Consider the following 15,218-nt stretch of genomic DNA (forward strand, 5'->3'; position numbering starts at 1 on the left):
TCCAGCGCCGCCGACCACCCAGCGCCGCCGACCACCCAGCGCCGCCGACCACCCAGCGCCGCCGACCACCCAGCGCCGCCGACCACCCAGCGCCGCCGACCACCCAGCGCCGCAATCCGACCAGCCCCGGCCTATCAGCTCTCGGCACCTCGGCAGCCCCCCGGCTTCCGTCGGCCCGGCAGCCCATCAGCTCTCGGCAACCCGGTCGGCGCCCCGGCTTCCGGCAACCCGCAGCCCATCAGCTCTGGCAACCCGGCCAGCCCCCGCTCCCGGCCGGCCCCGGCAGCCCATCCAGCCCCCTGGCTCCCGATCGGCCCGCGAGCCCTCCATCCCCCGCGAGCCCTCCATGCCCCGCTAACCCGGCCAGCCCCCTGCTCTCTGAATGCCTACAGCGTCGCCCCAGCACGGCCCCCGCGAACCAACGCTCCGCCCACTGCCTCCAGCCTCACCGACCGCCTTGCCGCTCTTGAACCAGCGCCGTCCAGCCAACCGCGCCTCCCATGACTCAGGTCGCCTTTCCGCGCCCCTCATACGTCAGGTCACGCGAACACCGCTCCATGAGGCCCAAGCCGCGCCCCACCGCCCGCCGACTATGGGAGGAGCAACCCCCAGTACAGCGCCCACGGGACGAACACGACGCCGCCCACCATCAGCAACCCGATCCGCACCCTTTCGCCGGCCGGAGCGGACCGGCGCCACCGTACGCCCGTCAAGACGGTCCCCACGACGGTCGCGATCGCGAGAGCCTGGAGCGCCAGCCAGATGAGGGGCCGCTCCGCCACCAGAGGCCCCGGCGAGGCCAGCTTCCCCCCAGTCATGATCGAGTAGAACAGGTAGAAGAACCCGCCGACGACCACCGTGAACCCACCGGCACTGACCAGCCACGCCCCCTTGACGGGTGCCGCCTCGCCCCGCCCCGCCCGGTTGACGGGCTGCACCCCGCCGCGCCGCCGGACCCGGCGTACCAGGGCCACCACCGGATACCCTCCGAACGCGACCAGGAACAACACCAGCGCCGCCCCCTGAACGCCCGCTGACTCCCACCACCCGGCAGGCGGCACCGCCACAGTGTCGTCCGCCTGGACCGGCGCAGGACCTGTCACCTGCGCTACGGGCGCCCGCCCCGAGGTCGCCTCTCCCACCCAGCTGCCGACCAGCTCCGCATAACCAGGAGCGAGCTCGGGCAGTCGCGTGACACCACCATCAGGCGTCCGATGAGCCGCATGATCGGCATCCGCGAAGAACCGGAACGTGTACTGCCGGTTTCCTCCCTTCTCCAAGGCTTTGGCGAAGATGGGCGGCGTCTCCCGGGGCGGCGTCAGAAGGTCGTGTACGCCCCAGATCCCGAGCACGGGCTGCCGTACGCTCGCGATGACCGGTTCCGGATCGTAGTAGGGCTCGGGAAACATCCCGCCATCCGCGATCATCCGGTACATCGTGGGCTCGGCCCGATCGACGAAGGACCCGCGCACCCCCGCCTTCCGCAACCCGGCCGCCACCGCCCAGGTCTGCTGCCGTAGCGGCTGCAGCGCGTTGGCGCCCACCAGGATCACGAACGAGATGTCCGTGGACCGCGACGCCGCCAGCGGCGCCACCCATCCACCCTCGCTGAGGCCCCAGATCCCGACTTTCGCCGGATCGACCCCCGGTTGCCGCCGCAGCGTCTGCACGGCCCCCAGAGCGTCGTCGGCCAGTTGCGAGTACGACCTCTCGAACAGCGAATACCCCTCGGAACGCTTGTCGTAGATCAGCACCGACAGCCCTTGACGGGCGAACGCCACGGCCTCACCCAGCAGCTTCTCCCGTTTCGTCCCGGTCCCTGCCCCGTGCACCAGCACAACCCCGGCCCGCCCGCTCCGCGCCCGCGCCGGACTGATCACGCTGCCGTGCAGCACCAGCCCGCCACTCCCTCGAAAGCTCACCTCGGCGGCGGCCAGATCGTCGGGCACGTCAAGCCCTCTATCCGGACCAGCGCCGGAGCGCGCTCTGGCGCCACCTCCCAGCTGCCCGGCCCCGAATCCCCGTTGCTGGACCTCCTGTCCGCCGACATGTTCGGCCGACGGTCCGACCGCTAAGCGTTCCGACGGAAAGCTGGAGGGAGCGGGTCCCATGGAAGTGCCGAGCAGTGAAGAACCACCAGTAGGGCCGGCCGCCAGAAGCGTGGCGGCGACGACCGCAAGAATCTTTTCCATACGCCGAACATAGTCTGCAGAGAAACCTCGGCAAAGAGAAGTCTGCAGATATCGTTCGGGAGGACTACCCTCCTCCTCATGAAGGAGGACGAGACGAAGGATGGCGACGAGCCGTTCATCCTCGACGACCCGGCCAGGCTCAAGGCCTTGGCCCACCCCATGCGCCGCCGCATGCTGACCCACCTCAACATCCACGGCCCCGCAACCTCCACCACGTTGGGCGAGTTGCTCGACGCCAAGACCGGCACCACGAGCTACCACCTGCGCCAGCTGGAGAAGTACGGCTTCATCGAGGAGATCCCCGAACGCTCGTCCGGCCGCGAACGCTGGTGGCGCCGCGCCGAGATCCCCAGGGACATGCGCTTCCCCACCCCCGACCAACTGGCCCCGGAGGACCGCGCGGTACTGGGCGAGTTCCTGAGGGTCGGGTTCGAGGAGGACCGCGCCCTCATGGAACGCTTCCCAGCCGCCTACCGCGCCGACCCCGACTGGGCAAAGGGCTCAAGAGGCCTTGCCCGCATGACGAAAGAGGAGCTGAACGAGTTCTACAACGCGTACATCGCGTTGCTCCTGAAATACAGCCACCGACCAGAGGACGCCCCTCCGGACGCCCGCCCCGTCTACGTCCGCCTCTTCACCCTCCCCGCCGACGAGCCCTGACTCACCCCCAAGCCCGCAGTGCCCCATCCGCCGACGAGCCCGACGTATCCGCCCAACCCCACACAACCCCACCGGCCGACGAGCCCTGACTCACCCGCGGGCTTGGACAGCCCCGCTGACCGACGAGTCCTGATCCACGCCCATGCCCGCACAGCCCAACCGGCCGACGAGTCCTGATCCACCCCAGGGCTTGCACAGCCCCGCCAGCCGACAAGCCCTGGCCCACCTCCCATGACCGCACAGCCCCTGCCCGTGAGGGTGCCCTGACAGACCCTCAAGCCCCGCACAGCGCCACCAGCCGACGAGGCCAGACATACCTCCTATGCCGGCACAGCTCACCCGCCGAGGATCCGGGTAAACCCCAACATCACAAGGAGCCCTCTCGCGGAGCACCACCGTCACAGTGGGCACTACGGCAGCGGGCTTTCAAGGCGGATGCCTGTGACGGCAGGTCCCGTTGGGCACGGGGGATCAGTCTCGTAGCCGGCGGTCCCGAGGGGGTGGGGCTGGTTGCCCGGCCCTTGTACGTCAGTCGTTGTCGGGAAGGGCCGCTTGGATGGGGGTGATGTTGCCTGTTCTCACCAGAAAGCCTCGGCCAGGGGGGCCGCCGACCGTTCCGCGGGGTAGGCGGATCGAGAAGATGTCGCCGTCGGCCTGGCTCTGGACGGCCAGGAGCACCCCGGTGCGGGCCTTGCGCGTCTCGGCGACGAATCCGCGATAGGCGACGGCCAGATCCCCGGTCGCGCCGGCGATCAGCAAGCCGTGATCGCCGTCCCGGCCCGATCGGAGCACCTCCTCCAGTGCCATCCCCAGCGGACCGTCCGCGTTGATCAACTCGGCGTCGTCCACCAGCACCACGTACTGCTGTAGCTCCGCGACCAGCTCCGCCAGGTTGGTGGCGTTGCCGTCCAGCACGGCCAGTGCCCCGTCCAGCTCCCTTAACGGGCTGCGTCTGGGGGCGACGGCGATGACGGGTGTGCCCCGGGCGATGAGCGAGCGGGCGGCGGTCAGCAGGACGGACGAGCGGCCGGAGCGGGACGGGCCGGCGATCACGCCGCCGGGCCCGTGGGCCAGCAAGTCGAGCCCGAGCGGCGCCAGGGCGTCGCCGCCGGCACCGATCAGTGCCCACAATGGGGACGGGGGCGCGAATGTCGGGTCCAGGGCGAGCGCCTGGGATGCCGTGATGCGCATGGGGAGGGCGTCCACCCGCAACGGTGACTCGCCTTTCCACTGCCAGCCGCCCTGGCCGGCGCCCGCGGACCGCCCGTGAGCGGGACCCCGCCGAGTGCTCTCCGAACCTGCCGGCGACGTGCGGGCCAGGGATTGGAACGCGGCGACCTGGGCCGGGCCCGAGGGGTCGGGGGAGAGGAGCGCGATGTGGTGTTCCACGATGCCGTGCTCGCCCATCGAGAGGGCTCGGCCGGGCGGCATCGACGCGGGCAGGCCCTTGAGGGGGAAGCCCGCCAGGCCGTAATCGGAGGAGTCCGACAGGCGCAGGAGCAGGCGGTCGTCGAAGACCGTCGAGACCTGGCCGAGCAGGCCCGACCGGTCGCTGGTGACCACGGCCCTGAACCCCACCGCCGGGCCTTCGCGCATGAGCTGGAGCAGCGACTCGATCAGTCGGCCGTAGTCGTAGCTCTCGAAGGCGGCGACGAAGCCCTCCCAGCGATCGAGCATGAACACCAGCCAGGGGAGGCGGTGGCCGGCTTGGCGATATTCGGCCAGGGAGGCGTGCCCGGCCTCGGCCAGGAGCTGCTGACGGCGGCCGACCTCGGCACGCAGGCGGGTGAGCAGGCGTTCGACCCGGTCGATCTGGTCGCGGGTCACGACGGCGCCGCAGTGGGGCATCGCGACCAGGGGCAGGAGCGCCCCGGAGCCGCAGTCGACCGCGTGGACGTGGACGTCTTCCGGGGAGGCGTGGGCCGCGATGGAGCCCGCGATCGTTCGCAGTGCCGTCGATCTGCCGGAGCGGGCGGCCCCCGCAATGAGCAGATGGCCTCCATGGGGCAGGTCCAGCGTCAGAGGGCGCCGGTCCTGTGCCCACGGACGGTCGGTCAGGCCGTAAGGCAGCGGTGGCACCTCGACGAACGCACCCGAGAGGGATGCCGTGCCCTGGAGGTGGTCAGGTTGTGTGCTGCCTGATAGAGGGCCGTTCGCGCCTCCGGAGGAGCGGTGGCTCGATGGTGGATGGAGATGGCCTGGGGTTGCCGGGTGAAGGGGCGTGGGGTGACCCATGGGTGGGTGTCCGGGGAGGCCGAGGGCAGGCTGGACCGAGCCCTTCACGGAGACCTGGATGGGGTCATGGGGGCGGGCGGCGATCCCTGGAATGTGCTTGGAAGTGTCCTTTGGCGGGTTGGGAGCTGTTGTCTGCGGTGCAGGCCCGCCGGAAGGTGAAGAAGTGGTCGCTGGGAAATCTGGGGCGCTGTAAGGCGAGGCTGCGGTTGTCGGGGGTGACGTGGTGAGGGCTGGCAGGTCCAGGACGAGGAGGGTGGGGAGGGGATCGAGCCAAGGGCTGGGCTGGACGGGGACCGCGGCAAGGTGGGTGGCCTCGATGAGGGCGTCGGCGACCAGGGTGAGGTCGGTGACCGTCGAGTCCTCTTCCGGCTCCGGAGGGGGCGGCAGGGGTTTGCCCAACGAGCGCCAGCTCACGTCGAGCACCCTGATGGCGGCGCCCAGCCCGGCGAGCGGGCCCGTCGAACCTGGCGCGGGGCTGCGGCCTCCTACCCTGGCCGTCTGTACGGCGGTCGCGGCCCCCACACCGGAACGGACGTAGCAGCGGCCCGGCGTCGACTTGGAGATGTGGGCGGCGTCCGGGAGGTCGATGACGTCGGAGGACTCGGCGGGCTCGGTCACGCGCAGGGCGATGCGCAACGACGTGTTCGCCTGGATGTCGGCCGTGACCACGCCCGCGGGGCGCTGCGTGGCCAGGATGAGGTGGATGCCCAACGAGCGGCCACGGCGGGCGATGTCGACCAGGCCCGTGACGAAGTCGGGCAGCTCGGCCACCAGAGCGGCGAACTCGTCGATGATCAACACCAGGCGCGGCATGCCCGTGCCCGTGTAGTCCTCGATGTCCTTGGCCCCGGCCGCCGCCAGCAGGCGCTCTCTGCGGCGGATCTCGGCCGCCAGCGAGTCGAGGGCCCGCTGGGTCAGGTGGCCGTCGAGGTCGCTGACCATGCCGACCGTGTGCGGCAGGCGTACACACTCCTTGAAGGCGGCGCCGCCCTTGTAGTCGATCAGTACGAACGTGAGCTGGTCGGGCCGGTTGGCCACCGCCAGCGAGCAGATCAGCGTCTGCAGCAGCTCCGACTTGCCCGCGCCCGTGGTGCCGGCGATCAGGCCGTGGGGGCCGTCGAGCCTGAGGTCGACCGAGAACGGGCCTTCGGGTCCGATGCCGATCAGCGCGCTCGTGGAGCCCTGGGCACGCCATCGCCCGGCCAGCTCCCGTCCGGACGGGCTGGGCAGGCTCATCAGGTCGAGCAGGCGGACGGCGTCGGGGAGATTGCCCGACGGGTCGTCCCTGCTCACGTCGCGGATCGGGGACAGGGCTCTGGCCAGCCGGTCGGACCAGGTGGGGGAGACGAGGTCGCCCAGAATCGGGCCGATGACGTCGAGGCCGCCGCCGCGCAGGCGTACGAGACCGTCGGCGCCGCACGCGGCCACGGTCTGGCACTCCTCGGGCAGCAGGCGCTGGTCGTCGTCGATGGCGAGCGTGAACACCCCTGAACGCGGGCCCTGGCGCAGCACCTGCGGCATGTTGGGCAGGCCGCGCAGCACCTGGGCGCCGTCGAGGATCACCAGGACGTCGTACGGGCGCACGTCGTACGAGGAGAAGGTGGGCTTCTCCGGGCCCCCGAGGTCGTCCCAGCCGGTGGGGATCTTGCCCAGCTCGGGGATCGCGGTGTTCTGGCGTTCGTCGATGAGGGCGGCGAGCTCGGAGACGCGGCGGGCGGCCGACTCGGGGTCGGTGCCGACCAGCGCCACGCACTCCTCGCCGGCGCGCGGCGTACAGTGCGGAAGCCAGCGCATCCAGCCCCAGCGGTGCTCGCCGTCGGCGTGCGCGGAGACGATCACGATGGCCAGGTCACGCGGGCTGTGCAGGGTCGCAGCCTGGGCGATCAGCCAGCTCGCGAGGCTGGTCGCCGCGGCGCGTGGGCCCGTGACGCCCGCCACGCCCAGCCTGCGCATGGGTAGTGCCACAGGAACGGAACGGCACATCGGCGGATCGATGGGCCCGCCCTGCTCCTCCGACAGCTCCAGGTTGGCGGGCAGGTCGGCGAGGCCGACCCTGAGCCGAAGCGAGTCGTTGTCGTGGATCCTGCGCTCCCACAGCCGCCTGCGCGGCCCCGTGGCGGTGAGCAGCACCTGCGCCGGGTCGGGCGCGTCCGACCTGCGGGCCGCCTCGTCCGCCACCCTCGCCTGCTCGACGGCCTCGTCGTACGCCTGGATCTGCTCGTGGTACTCCTTGAGCGCCTTTTTGTGCTGCTTCTTCCCGTGGCGGCGGTCGCTCCACCACTGGCCGATCATGATGACCGGGGTCATGAGGGCGACGAGCAGGTAGTACGGCTGCTTCAGGGCGAACGCGAGCGTCACGCCGAGCACGGCGGGCAGGAGGGCGGCGAGGAGCTGGAGGCGCAGGCCTTCGTTCCTGGAGGGCTCCTTGGGTTTGACGAACTTGCGCTCGGGCTCCGGGCGCCGGAGCCTGGGCGGGCGGTTGTAGGACACGCCGCCCTCGCTCCTGGGTGCCAGGTGGGCGTCCTTGGGCTCGATCGACGTCAGCACGAACACCGACGAACCACACATGAGCACGGCCTGGTCGGGCCATTCGGTCTGCTCCGTGAGCGGACGGCCGTCGAGCTCGGGCACCTCGCCGTAGTCGGCGGCCAGCTCGGCCGCCTCCCGCTCCGCGACCCGGGCCGTGAGCTCGGCGACCTCCTCGGCCCACCTGCCCTTGAGCTTGAGCCTGGGCGCCTCGCCGGGCTGCCGCCAGGCGCGCTCGATGGTGATCGCGTCCGGCGTCACGCGTACGGTCACCGCTTCCGGCGCGAGGGCGGGGTCGGCGGTGGTGATGGCGCACATCGGGTCGGAGCCGATGACGTGCACGCCCAGGCCGAGCCGGTGTACGGCGCCGGCCGCGGGGCCGCCCACCACGCGTACCTCGGCGACGCCGCCCGGCTCCTCGATGAGGGTCTCGCGGGCGAGCGCGGGGTCCAGCGTGACCTTGTCGCCGTCGCGCAGCACGGCGGTGGCCCTGGCGCGGGGGTCGAGCGGGCGGCCGTCACGCCACAAGACCGGCGCCGTCCCTGGGGCGCTCGGCTGCGCTGTGACCGCCTGAGTCGCGGTGCGCTCAGGTCGGCGGGGGTGTGGCACGTGGGCGCCGGTGTCCTGGGGTGCCGACATTCCGTAGGGGGCTCGTGCTCTGGGCAGGCGGACGACCTTCGCCAGCGGCCCGTGATCGTTGAGCGCCTCGCTCACCCTCGCCACTGTGGCGCCGTCGTCGCCGTCGATCACGACGTCACGGTCGCCCTGCCCGCCGAGCACGGTGAGCATGATCCGCATGATGCCGTCTCCTCGCTCGGATCTCGGGCGCCCAAAGGTAGCGCCCGAAGCGAGGCTAGGCGGGTTGGTTGACGGCAATGGCATGGCTGGCTGGGGCTGGGGATGAGGGTGGGCTGGGGCTCCTGATGGTTGTGGATAACCGGTCTCCGCTCTTTGGCGGGGCTGGGTGGCTAATCGGGGGGTGGTGGGTGTGAGGGTGCGGCGTATGGCATTGGTGTCCGTTTGGTTAGGTGGCGGGGCGTTGCGTCCGGCCAGGGCGCGGGTGGGCGGATGGCGGATGTCGGGGCTGGGGCGCACCGGGTGGGTCGAGGGCTGGGGGCACCGGGTGGGGTCGAGGGCGGGGCTTGATGGAGGAGGCGGCGTCAGGGGTGTGGCTGGGCACCGTGGGCGTTGCGCCGGACTGGGCCGTGCGTCGTCTCGCCGACCCGGCGCTGATGGGGGTGGGTGGCGGTGGCGGTGCCGGTGGCGGTGCCGGTGGCGGTGCCGGTGGCGGTGCCGATGGCGGTGCCGATGGCGGTGCCGATGGCGGTGGCGGTGGGCTGCGGGCCGCGTGCCGGCAGAGGCGCCTGCGGTTGAGAGGCGGCTCGGATGAGCGGCTGAGGGTGGGTGGCGGTGCCGGTGAAGGTGGCATATGGCCGGGTGTGGGTGGGAGGGGGGTGGACTGGGGTGAGTGGGTGCGATTTGCGATGGGGCAGATGTTAATGGGTTGAATCGTGGGGCCGGTGTTATTGGGGTGGTGGCTAGCCGGAGAAATGGTTGGTCGTCAACTCGGTAGAAAGAACCGGCATCGATTTTCTGGCATTGGCGTCCCGTCACCTGCGAAACAAGCATGGGTCCTCGCATTCCGCCCCCGCGCGCCCTCCCCGCCCCACATAATGGCGGCAATTCCACGATTCAATTGGGAGCCCCCCACCCATGAGGACCAGTGAAAAGCCTGCCGTCAACGCGGCGGCGGGGTTGTCCGGCCCGGCCTCGCGCAAGCTCCCCGTGCCCCCTCGAGAACGCAAGCCGGCCCTCGCCGCCCTTGCCGTTCTGCTGATTCTGGGCGGCGCGCTGGCCACGACCCTGCTCGTGCTGCGCAGCGGCGACCGCGTCTCCGCGATCCGGGTGACGCAGCAGGTCGGCGCGGGCCAGAAGTTCACTGAGCAGATGCTGGAAGAGGTCCAGATCGCGGCCGACAGCGGCGTCGACTACGTGAGCTGGTCGGAGCGGGGCAAGGTGGAAAACAGCTTCGCGACCGTCACGATCCTGCCCGGCACGCTGTTCACGAGCCGGATGGGAGTCAAGCAGAGCAGCGAGCTCGGCCCGGGAAAGGCGACCGTCGGATTGGCCCTCAAGCCAGGGCAAATGCCGGCCGGTGTGGAGGCGGGCGACCGGGTCCAGGTGATATATGTGCCGAGCCGTTCGAGCCAGGGACAAACGCGGGTACTGGCCGAAAGCGCTCTCGTGTTCTCGGTGGGCGACAAGTCCAGGACGGCGAATTCCGGCCAGATCACGGTAATAGTGGATTCATCAGCGTCGCCGGAAATAGTGGCGTTCGCCTCCAGCGGTGAGATCGCGGTGGCCGAGCTACCGGGGGCACGCTGACGTGGCGCTGATCGTACTGGCCGCTGACAAAGGCGCGCCGGGTGTGACGACCGCGGCGACCGCCCTGGCGGCGGTGTGGCCGCGCCCCGTGCTGCTGGCCGAATGCGACCCGGCGGGCGGTGACCTCGCCTACCGGCTCCCGGCCGCCGACGGCGGCGTGCTGAACCCCGGCAAGGGCCTGCTCACCCTCGGCGCCACGGCGCGGCGCGGGCTCGAGCCCGCCCAGATCCACCAGCACACGCAGAAGATCGTCGGGGGGCTCGACGTGCTGGTCGGGCTCACGCACGGCGAGCAGGCCGCCGGGCTCACCTGGATGTGGGGCCCGCTGGGCAGAGCGCTCGCCGGCATCCCGAACGCCGACGTGATCGCCGACTGCGGCCGCCTCGGCGCGCACGCGCAGCTCGGCGACCTGCTCGCCGAGGCCGAGCAGGTCGTGCTGCTCACCAGGGCCACCCTCGACCACGTCGCCCACCTGCGCGAACGCCTCCAGATCACCAAGGCGCACGGCGTCGCCGTGATCGCCGACCCGCGTAACTACCGCGGCTCCATCGACGACGTACGCAGGATCGTCGGCCCGGCCGTCCAGTACGTCTACGGCCTCGCCCACGACCCCAAGGGCGCCGAGCTGCTGCGCGGCCAGTGGGGCGGGCGGCTCGACCGGTCCCTTCTCATCCGCACCGCGAGAGACCTGGCGGGGAGGCTGGTGAGTCACCGATGATCGATCACTCGCTGGTCAAGCGCTTCCGCCAGGAGGTCGGCGACCGCCTGGCTCACCAGCGCCGGCTCGACCAGGCCAACGGCCTGCCCCCGATGACGGGGGAGGACGAGCGCCAGTTCGCCCGGGCGCTGATCTCCCAGGTCCTGGAGGAGCACGCCCGCAACGAGATCGGCCTCGGCCGCACGCCCCCCACGGTCGAGGAGGAAGAGGCGCTCGCGGCCGGCATCCACGCCGCGCTGTTCGGCGTGGGCAGGCTGCAGCCGCTGCTCGACGACCCCCAGGTCGAGAACATCGACATCAACGGCTGCGACAGGGTGTTCGTCAGCTACGCCGACGGCCAGGAGGTCATGCACGACCCGGTCGCCGAGTCCGACGACGAGCTGATCGAGCTCATCCAGATCCTGGCGGCGTACTCGGGCCTGTCGAGCAGGCCCTTCGACACCGCCAACCCGCAGCTCGACCTGCGCCTGCCCGACGGCTCCCGGCTGAGCGCCGTCATGGACGTCACCGTCAGGCCGGCGGTCTCGATCCGCCGCGCCCGCCTCGGCAAGGTCTTCCTGTCCGACCTGGCGGGCAACGGCACGATAAGTCGGGATGTGGCGCGGTTCCTGACGGCCGCCGTCGCCGCCCGCAAGAACATCATGATCGCCGGATCCACCAACGCCGGCAAGACCACCCTGCTTCGGGCCCTGGCCAACGAGATCCAGCCCAGCGAGCGCCTCATCACCGTCGAACGCGCCCTGGAGCTGGGCCTCGACCAGTTCCCCGAGCTCCACCCCAACGTCGTCGCCTTCGAGCAACGCCTGCCCAACTCCGAGGGCCAGGGCGAGATCTCCATGGCCGAGCTGGTCAGACGCTCCCTCCGCATGAACCCCAGCCGCGTCATCGTCGGCGAGGTCCTCGGCGACGAGATCGTCACCATGCTCAACGCGATGACCCAGGGCAACGACGGCTCCCTGTCGACCATCCACGCCAACTCCAGCATGGAGGTCTTCAACCGCATCTCCACCTACGCCCTGCAGGCCAGCGAGCGCCTGCCCATCGACGCGACCCACATGCTCATCGCGGGCGCCATCGACTTCGTCGTCTTCATCACGAAGCGCAACGACTACAACATCGGCGGCACCCTGCGCCGCTACGTCTCCAGCATCCGCGAGGTCAACGGCTGCGACGGCCGCGTCCTGTCGAGCGAGGTGTTCGTGCCGGGCCCCGACGGCACCGCCGTCCCGCACGCGCCGGTCTCCTGCCTGGACGAGCTCGCCGCCCACGGCTACCTGCCAGGGGGGTGGTGACGAGGTGATCTTCGACCCGTTCGCCCTGCTGGCCGGAGCGGTGGTCGGCGGCGGCCTGTTCCTGTTCTTCGTCTCCCTGTACGGCATGCGCCCCCGCCCGCCCCAGCCCAAGCGCCACCTGCTCAAGATGCTGACCACCCGCACCGCGATAGCCGCGGTGGCGGCCGGACTCGTCCTGATCATCACCGGCTGGCCGGTCATGGCGGTGGGCACGGTGCTGCTCGTGTTCGCCTGGCGCGGCCTGTCGGGCGGGGCGGCCGAGGAGCGCGCCGCCATGCGCCGGCTCGAAGGGCTCGCCGCCTGGACCGAGTCCCTGCGTGACACGATCGCCGGCGCGGCCGGGCTCGAACAGGCCATCCCGTCGTCCATCAGGGCCGCCGCGCCCATGCTCAGGCCCCATCTGCGCGCCATGATCGACCGGCTGCACACGAGGATGGCGCTGCCGGAGGCCCTGGCGTTGTTCGCCGACGAGCTCGACGACCCGTCGGCCGACCTCGTGGTGGCCGCGCTCATCCTCAACTCCCGGCTGCGCGGTCCCGGGCTGCGCGACGTGCTGGGCGCGCTGGCCGTCTCGGCCCGCGAGGAGCTCGACATGCGCCGCCGCGTCGAGGCCGAACGCCGCTCGACCAGGCGCAGCGTCCAGATCGTGGTGATCACCGCGCTCGTCTTCGCCGGGCTCCTCATCCTGTTCAACCCCTCCTACGTGGCCGAGTACGAGGGCCTGCTGGGCCAGGCCGTGCTCGTGGTCGTCGCGGGGCTGTTCGGGGCCGGGTTCGCCTGGATGAGGCGGCTGGCCAGGTTCGACAAGCCGACCCGGCTGCTCATGGGAGGAGGCGGCGGCAATGGTTGAGGGCGCGCTGGGCGGAGCCGTATTAGGGCTCGGCCTGTTCGTACTGCTGCGGGCGCTCTTCCCGGCCCGCCCGGGGCTGGTGGCGCGGCTGCTCGCGCTCGACGCCATGCGCGAGGACGCGGGCGGCCCGAGCATCCAGCTCCTGCTGCCCGAGGAGGAGGTCAGCGCGTTCCGCCGCGGCCTGGGTGCGCGCCTGGCCCGCCTGTACGCCGCCCGCGGCTGGGAGGTCAGGTCGATCAAGGCGGACCTGGCGCTGCTCGGCCGCTCGTTCGAGGCGTTCCTGGCAGGCAAGGTGCTGCTGGCGGCCAGCGGCCTGCTGGCCTTCCCGCTGCTGCTCGGCTGGCTGGTGCTCATGGAGTGGGGCACCTCGCTCGCCATCCCGTTCTGGGCCGCCGTGCTCGTCGCGCTGCTGTTCTTCTTCCTGCCCGACCTCCAGATACGCAAGGACGCGGCCGCCAGGCGGCGCGACTTCCGTCATGTGGTCGGCGCGTTCCTCGACCTCGTCTCCATGAACCTGGCCGGCGGCCGCGGCGTCCCCGAGGCCCTCATGATGGCCGTCTCGGTCAGCGGTGAGCAGCCCAACTGGGCGATGGGCCGCATCCGCGACGCGCTCAGCGGCGCCAGGATCGTCGGCATCACCCCATGGCAGGCGCTCGGCCAGCTCGGCGAGGAGATCAACATCGACGAGCTGCGCGACCTGTCCGCCGCGCTCGGCCTGGTGGCCGACGACGGCGCCAAAGTACGCGCGTCGCTGACGGCGAGGGCCGCGACGCTGCGCCGCCGCGAGCTGGCGGAGATCGAGGGCAGGGCCGGCGAGCGGTCGCAGTCGATGCTCGTGGCCCAGCTGCTGCTCTGCGCCGGTTTCGTGATCTTTCTCAGTTTTCCCGCCGCTATGAAGATGTTGGGGTCCTGATGAACCATCCCTGGATCGTTTACCTCACCGCGTACCTGAGCGTCCGCGTCCATCGCGCCCGCACCGCCCCCACCCGCGGGGCCTCGGCCGTCGAGTGGGTGATCATCACCGCCATCATCGCCGGTGTCGCGCTCGGGTTGGCCACCTTGATCAAGTCGCTGGTCGAAGGAAGGCAGAACGATCTCCAAGGCACCTTCGGCGGTGGCGGTGACACCGGTGGTAATCCGTAGGAGACGCGAGCGGGGCGCGACGGTGATCGAGCTGGCCATCCTCATGCCGGTCATCCTGGCGGTCGCGCTGCTCATCGTGCAGGTCGCGCTCTGGTTCCACGCCCGTCAGGTCGCGGAGGCCGCCGCCCAGGAGGGCGCGCGCGTGGCCAGGGCGGCGCCGTTCGACTCCGGTGACTGGCCGGGCCAGGCCACCGCCAAGGCCACCGACATCATCCGGGCCGTCGGTCCGAAGCTGCTCCAGGGCGCCACGGCCACGACGTCCGAGAAGGAACCGGACGAGCGCTTCGTCACCGTGACCGGCAGCGCCGTACAGGTCATCCCGCTGCTGCCCGAGCTGACGTTCACGATCACCGCCACCGCGGGCGGGCCGGTCGAGTGCTTCCGCCCGGACAACGGCGGCGGGGACTGCTCATGAGGCGGGCAGAGCGCGGCTCCATGGCCGTGGAGACCGTGATGCTGGCCCCGCTCTTCCTGCTGTTCCTCATGTTCCTGGCGGGAGCGGGGGTGCTGGTGGAGTCGCAGGGGCGCGTCAACGGGGCGGCCAGGGACGCGGCCCGGGCCGCGTCGGTGCAGCGCACGCTCGACGACGCCGAGGCCGCCGCCAAGGCCATCGTCGACAGCACGCTGACCGGGCCCTGCGGGTCCCCGTCCGTCTCGCTGGGCGGCTCCGCGTGGGAGCAGGGCGGCCAGGTGCAGGCCGAGGTGAGCTGCGAGCTGGACCTGGGCTTCCTGGGGTTCGGCGGCGTCAAGCGGATGACCGGCACGGCGGTGGTGCCGATCGAGCAGTTCAGGAGGGTCGAATGAGCGAGCGGGGGTCGATGTCGGTGTTCACCGTGCTGTTCTCCGTCGTCGTGTTCCTGCTGGCCGGGCTCCTCGTGGACGGCGGCGCGGCGATCAACGCCCGGCTGCGCGCGGCCGACGTGGCCGAGCAGGCCGCGCGGGCCGGCGCCGACGAGATCGACGTCGACCACCTGCGCTCCACCGGCCAGACCCGGCTGCTGGGCGAGGACCAGGTGTGCGCCAGGGCGGACGAGATCGTCGCCGCGCAGGGCGGCGAGGGCGTGACGCGCGGCGAGTGCGCCGTCGGCCAGGGACAGGCGCAGGTGACGGTCAGCGTGTCGGTGCGCTGGCAGGCGTTCTTCCTGAGCGCGATCGGCTTCCCCGGCGCCGAGATGACCGGGCAGGCCGTCGCCGCACCCGAAGCGAGATAGACCGAA

General features: G+C 71.3%; 13 protein-coding genes. 11 read left to right on the forward strand and 2 right to left on the reverse strand.

The genetic code is table 11. The features are described from left to right. Nucleotides 1–590 precede the first annotated feature (590 nt). The gene (locus ACIBI9_RS12820; protein WP_397222146.1) at nt 591–1,949 is read right to left on the reverse strand and encodes an alpha/beta hydrolase family protein; all 1,359 of its coding nucleotides are present in this window, start codon (nt 1,947–1,949) and stop codon (nt 591–593) included. 321 nt (nt 1,950–2,270) lie between these two features. Between ACIBI9_RS12820 and ACIBI9_RS12825 the strand changes: the two genes are divergently transcribed. Beyond that, the gene (locus ACIBI9_RS12825; RefSeq protein ID WP_397222147.1) at nt 2,271–2,852 is read left to right on the forward strand and encodes an ArsR/SmtB family transcription factor; all 582 of its coding nucleotides are present in this window, start codon (nt 2,271–2,273) and stop codon (nt 2,850–2,852) included. Between the two features lie 528 nt (nt 2,853–3,380). Here ACIBI9_RS12825 and ACIBI9_RS12830 read toward each other — a convergent pair. Beyond that, complete coding sequence (locus tag ACIBI9_RS12830; RefSeq protein WP_397222148.1) at nt 3,381–8,411, reverse strand: FtsK/SpoIIIE domain-containing protein; 5,031 nt, start codon at nt 8,409–8,411, stop codon at nt 3,381–3,383. Nucleotides 8,412–8,855: 444 nt separating this feature from the next. Here ACIBI9_RS12830 and ACIBI9_RS12835 point away from each other — a divergent pair, with 444 nt between their 5' ends. From ACIBI9_RS12835 to ACIBI9_RS12880, 10 genes are all read left to right on the forward strand, one after another. Then, a complete protein-coding gene (locus ACIBI9_RS12835; RefSeq protein ID WP_397222149.1) occupies nt 8,856–8,987 on the forward strand; it encodes a hypothetical protein in 132 nt (43 codons plus the stop codon). 339 nt (nt 8,988–9,326) lie between these two features. Further along, on the forward strand, nt 9,327–9,998 hold the full coding sequence (locus ACIBI9_RS12840; RefSeq protein ID WP_397222150.1) for a hypothetical protein: 672 nt from the start codon (nt 9,327–9,329) through the stop codon (nt 9,996–9,998). Beyond that, a complete protein-coding gene (locus tag ACIBI9_RS12845) occupies nt 9,961–10,716 on the forward strand; it encodes a hypothetical protein (protein ID WP_397222151.1) in 756 nt (251 codons plus the stop codon). The genes ACIBI9_RS12840 and ACIBI9_RS12845 overlap by 38 nt, the downstream gene beginning before the upstream one ends. Further along, nucleotides 10,713–12,008: a CpaF family protein gene (locus ACIBI9_RS12850; protein WP_397222152.1), complete on the forward strand. Its 1,296-nt coding sequence runs from the start codon at nt 10,713–10,715 to the stop codon at nt 12,006–12,008. The genes ACIBI9_RS12845 and ACIBI9_RS12850 overlap by 4 nt, the downstream gene beginning before the upstream one ends. 4 nt (nt 12,009–12,012) lie before the next feature. Continuing rightward, the gene (locus tag ACIBI9_RS12855) at nt 12,013–12,858 is read left to right on the forward strand and encodes a type II secretion system F family protein (RefSeq protein ID WP_397222153.1); all 846 of its coding nucleotides are present in this window, start codon (nt 12,013–12,015) and stop codon (nt 12,856–12,858) included. Beyond that, nucleotides 12,851–13,771, forward strand: a complete 921-nt coding sequence (locus ACIBI9_RS12860; RefSeq protein WP_397222154.1) for a type II secretion system F family protein — start codon at nt 12,851–12,853, stop codon at nt 13,769–13,771. The genes ACIBI9_RS12855 and ACIBI9_RS12860 overlap by 8 nt, the downstream gene beginning before the upstream one ends. After that, nucleotides 13,771–14,001: a hypothetical protein gene (locus tag ACIBI9_RS12865; protein ID WP_397222155.1), complete on the forward strand. Its 231-nt coding sequence runs from the start codon at nt 13,771–13,773 to the stop codon at nt 13,999–14,001. Before ACIBI9_RS12860 ends, ACIBI9_RS12865 begins: the two co-directional genes overlap by 1 nt. Beyond that, nucleotides 13,988–14,416, forward strand: a complete 429-nt coding sequence (locus ACIBI9_RS12870; protein WP_397222156.1) for a TadE family protein — start codon at nt 13,988–13,990, stop codon at nt 14,414–14,416. The genes ACIBI9_RS12865 and ACIBI9_RS12870 overlap by 14 nt, the downstream gene beginning before the upstream one ends. After that, entirely contained in the window at nt 14,413–14,805 is a 393-nt protein-coding gene (locus ACIBI9_RS12875) for a TadE/TadG family type IV pilus assembly protein (protein WP_397222157.1), read from the forward strand. Before ACIBI9_RS12870 ends, ACIBI9_RS12875 begins: the two co-directional genes overlap by 4 nt. Next, a complete protein-coding gene (locus ACIBI9_RS12880) occupies nt 14,802–15,212 on the forward strand; it encodes a pilus assembly protein TadG-related protein (protein WP_397222158.1) in 411 nt (136 codons plus the stop codon). The genes ACIBI9_RS12875 and ACIBI9_RS12880 overlap by 4 nt, the downstream gene beginning before the upstream one ends. Nucleotides 15,213–15,218 lie beyond the last annotated feature (6 nt).

This window comes from Nonomuraea sp. NPDC050451 (assembly GCF_044458585.1).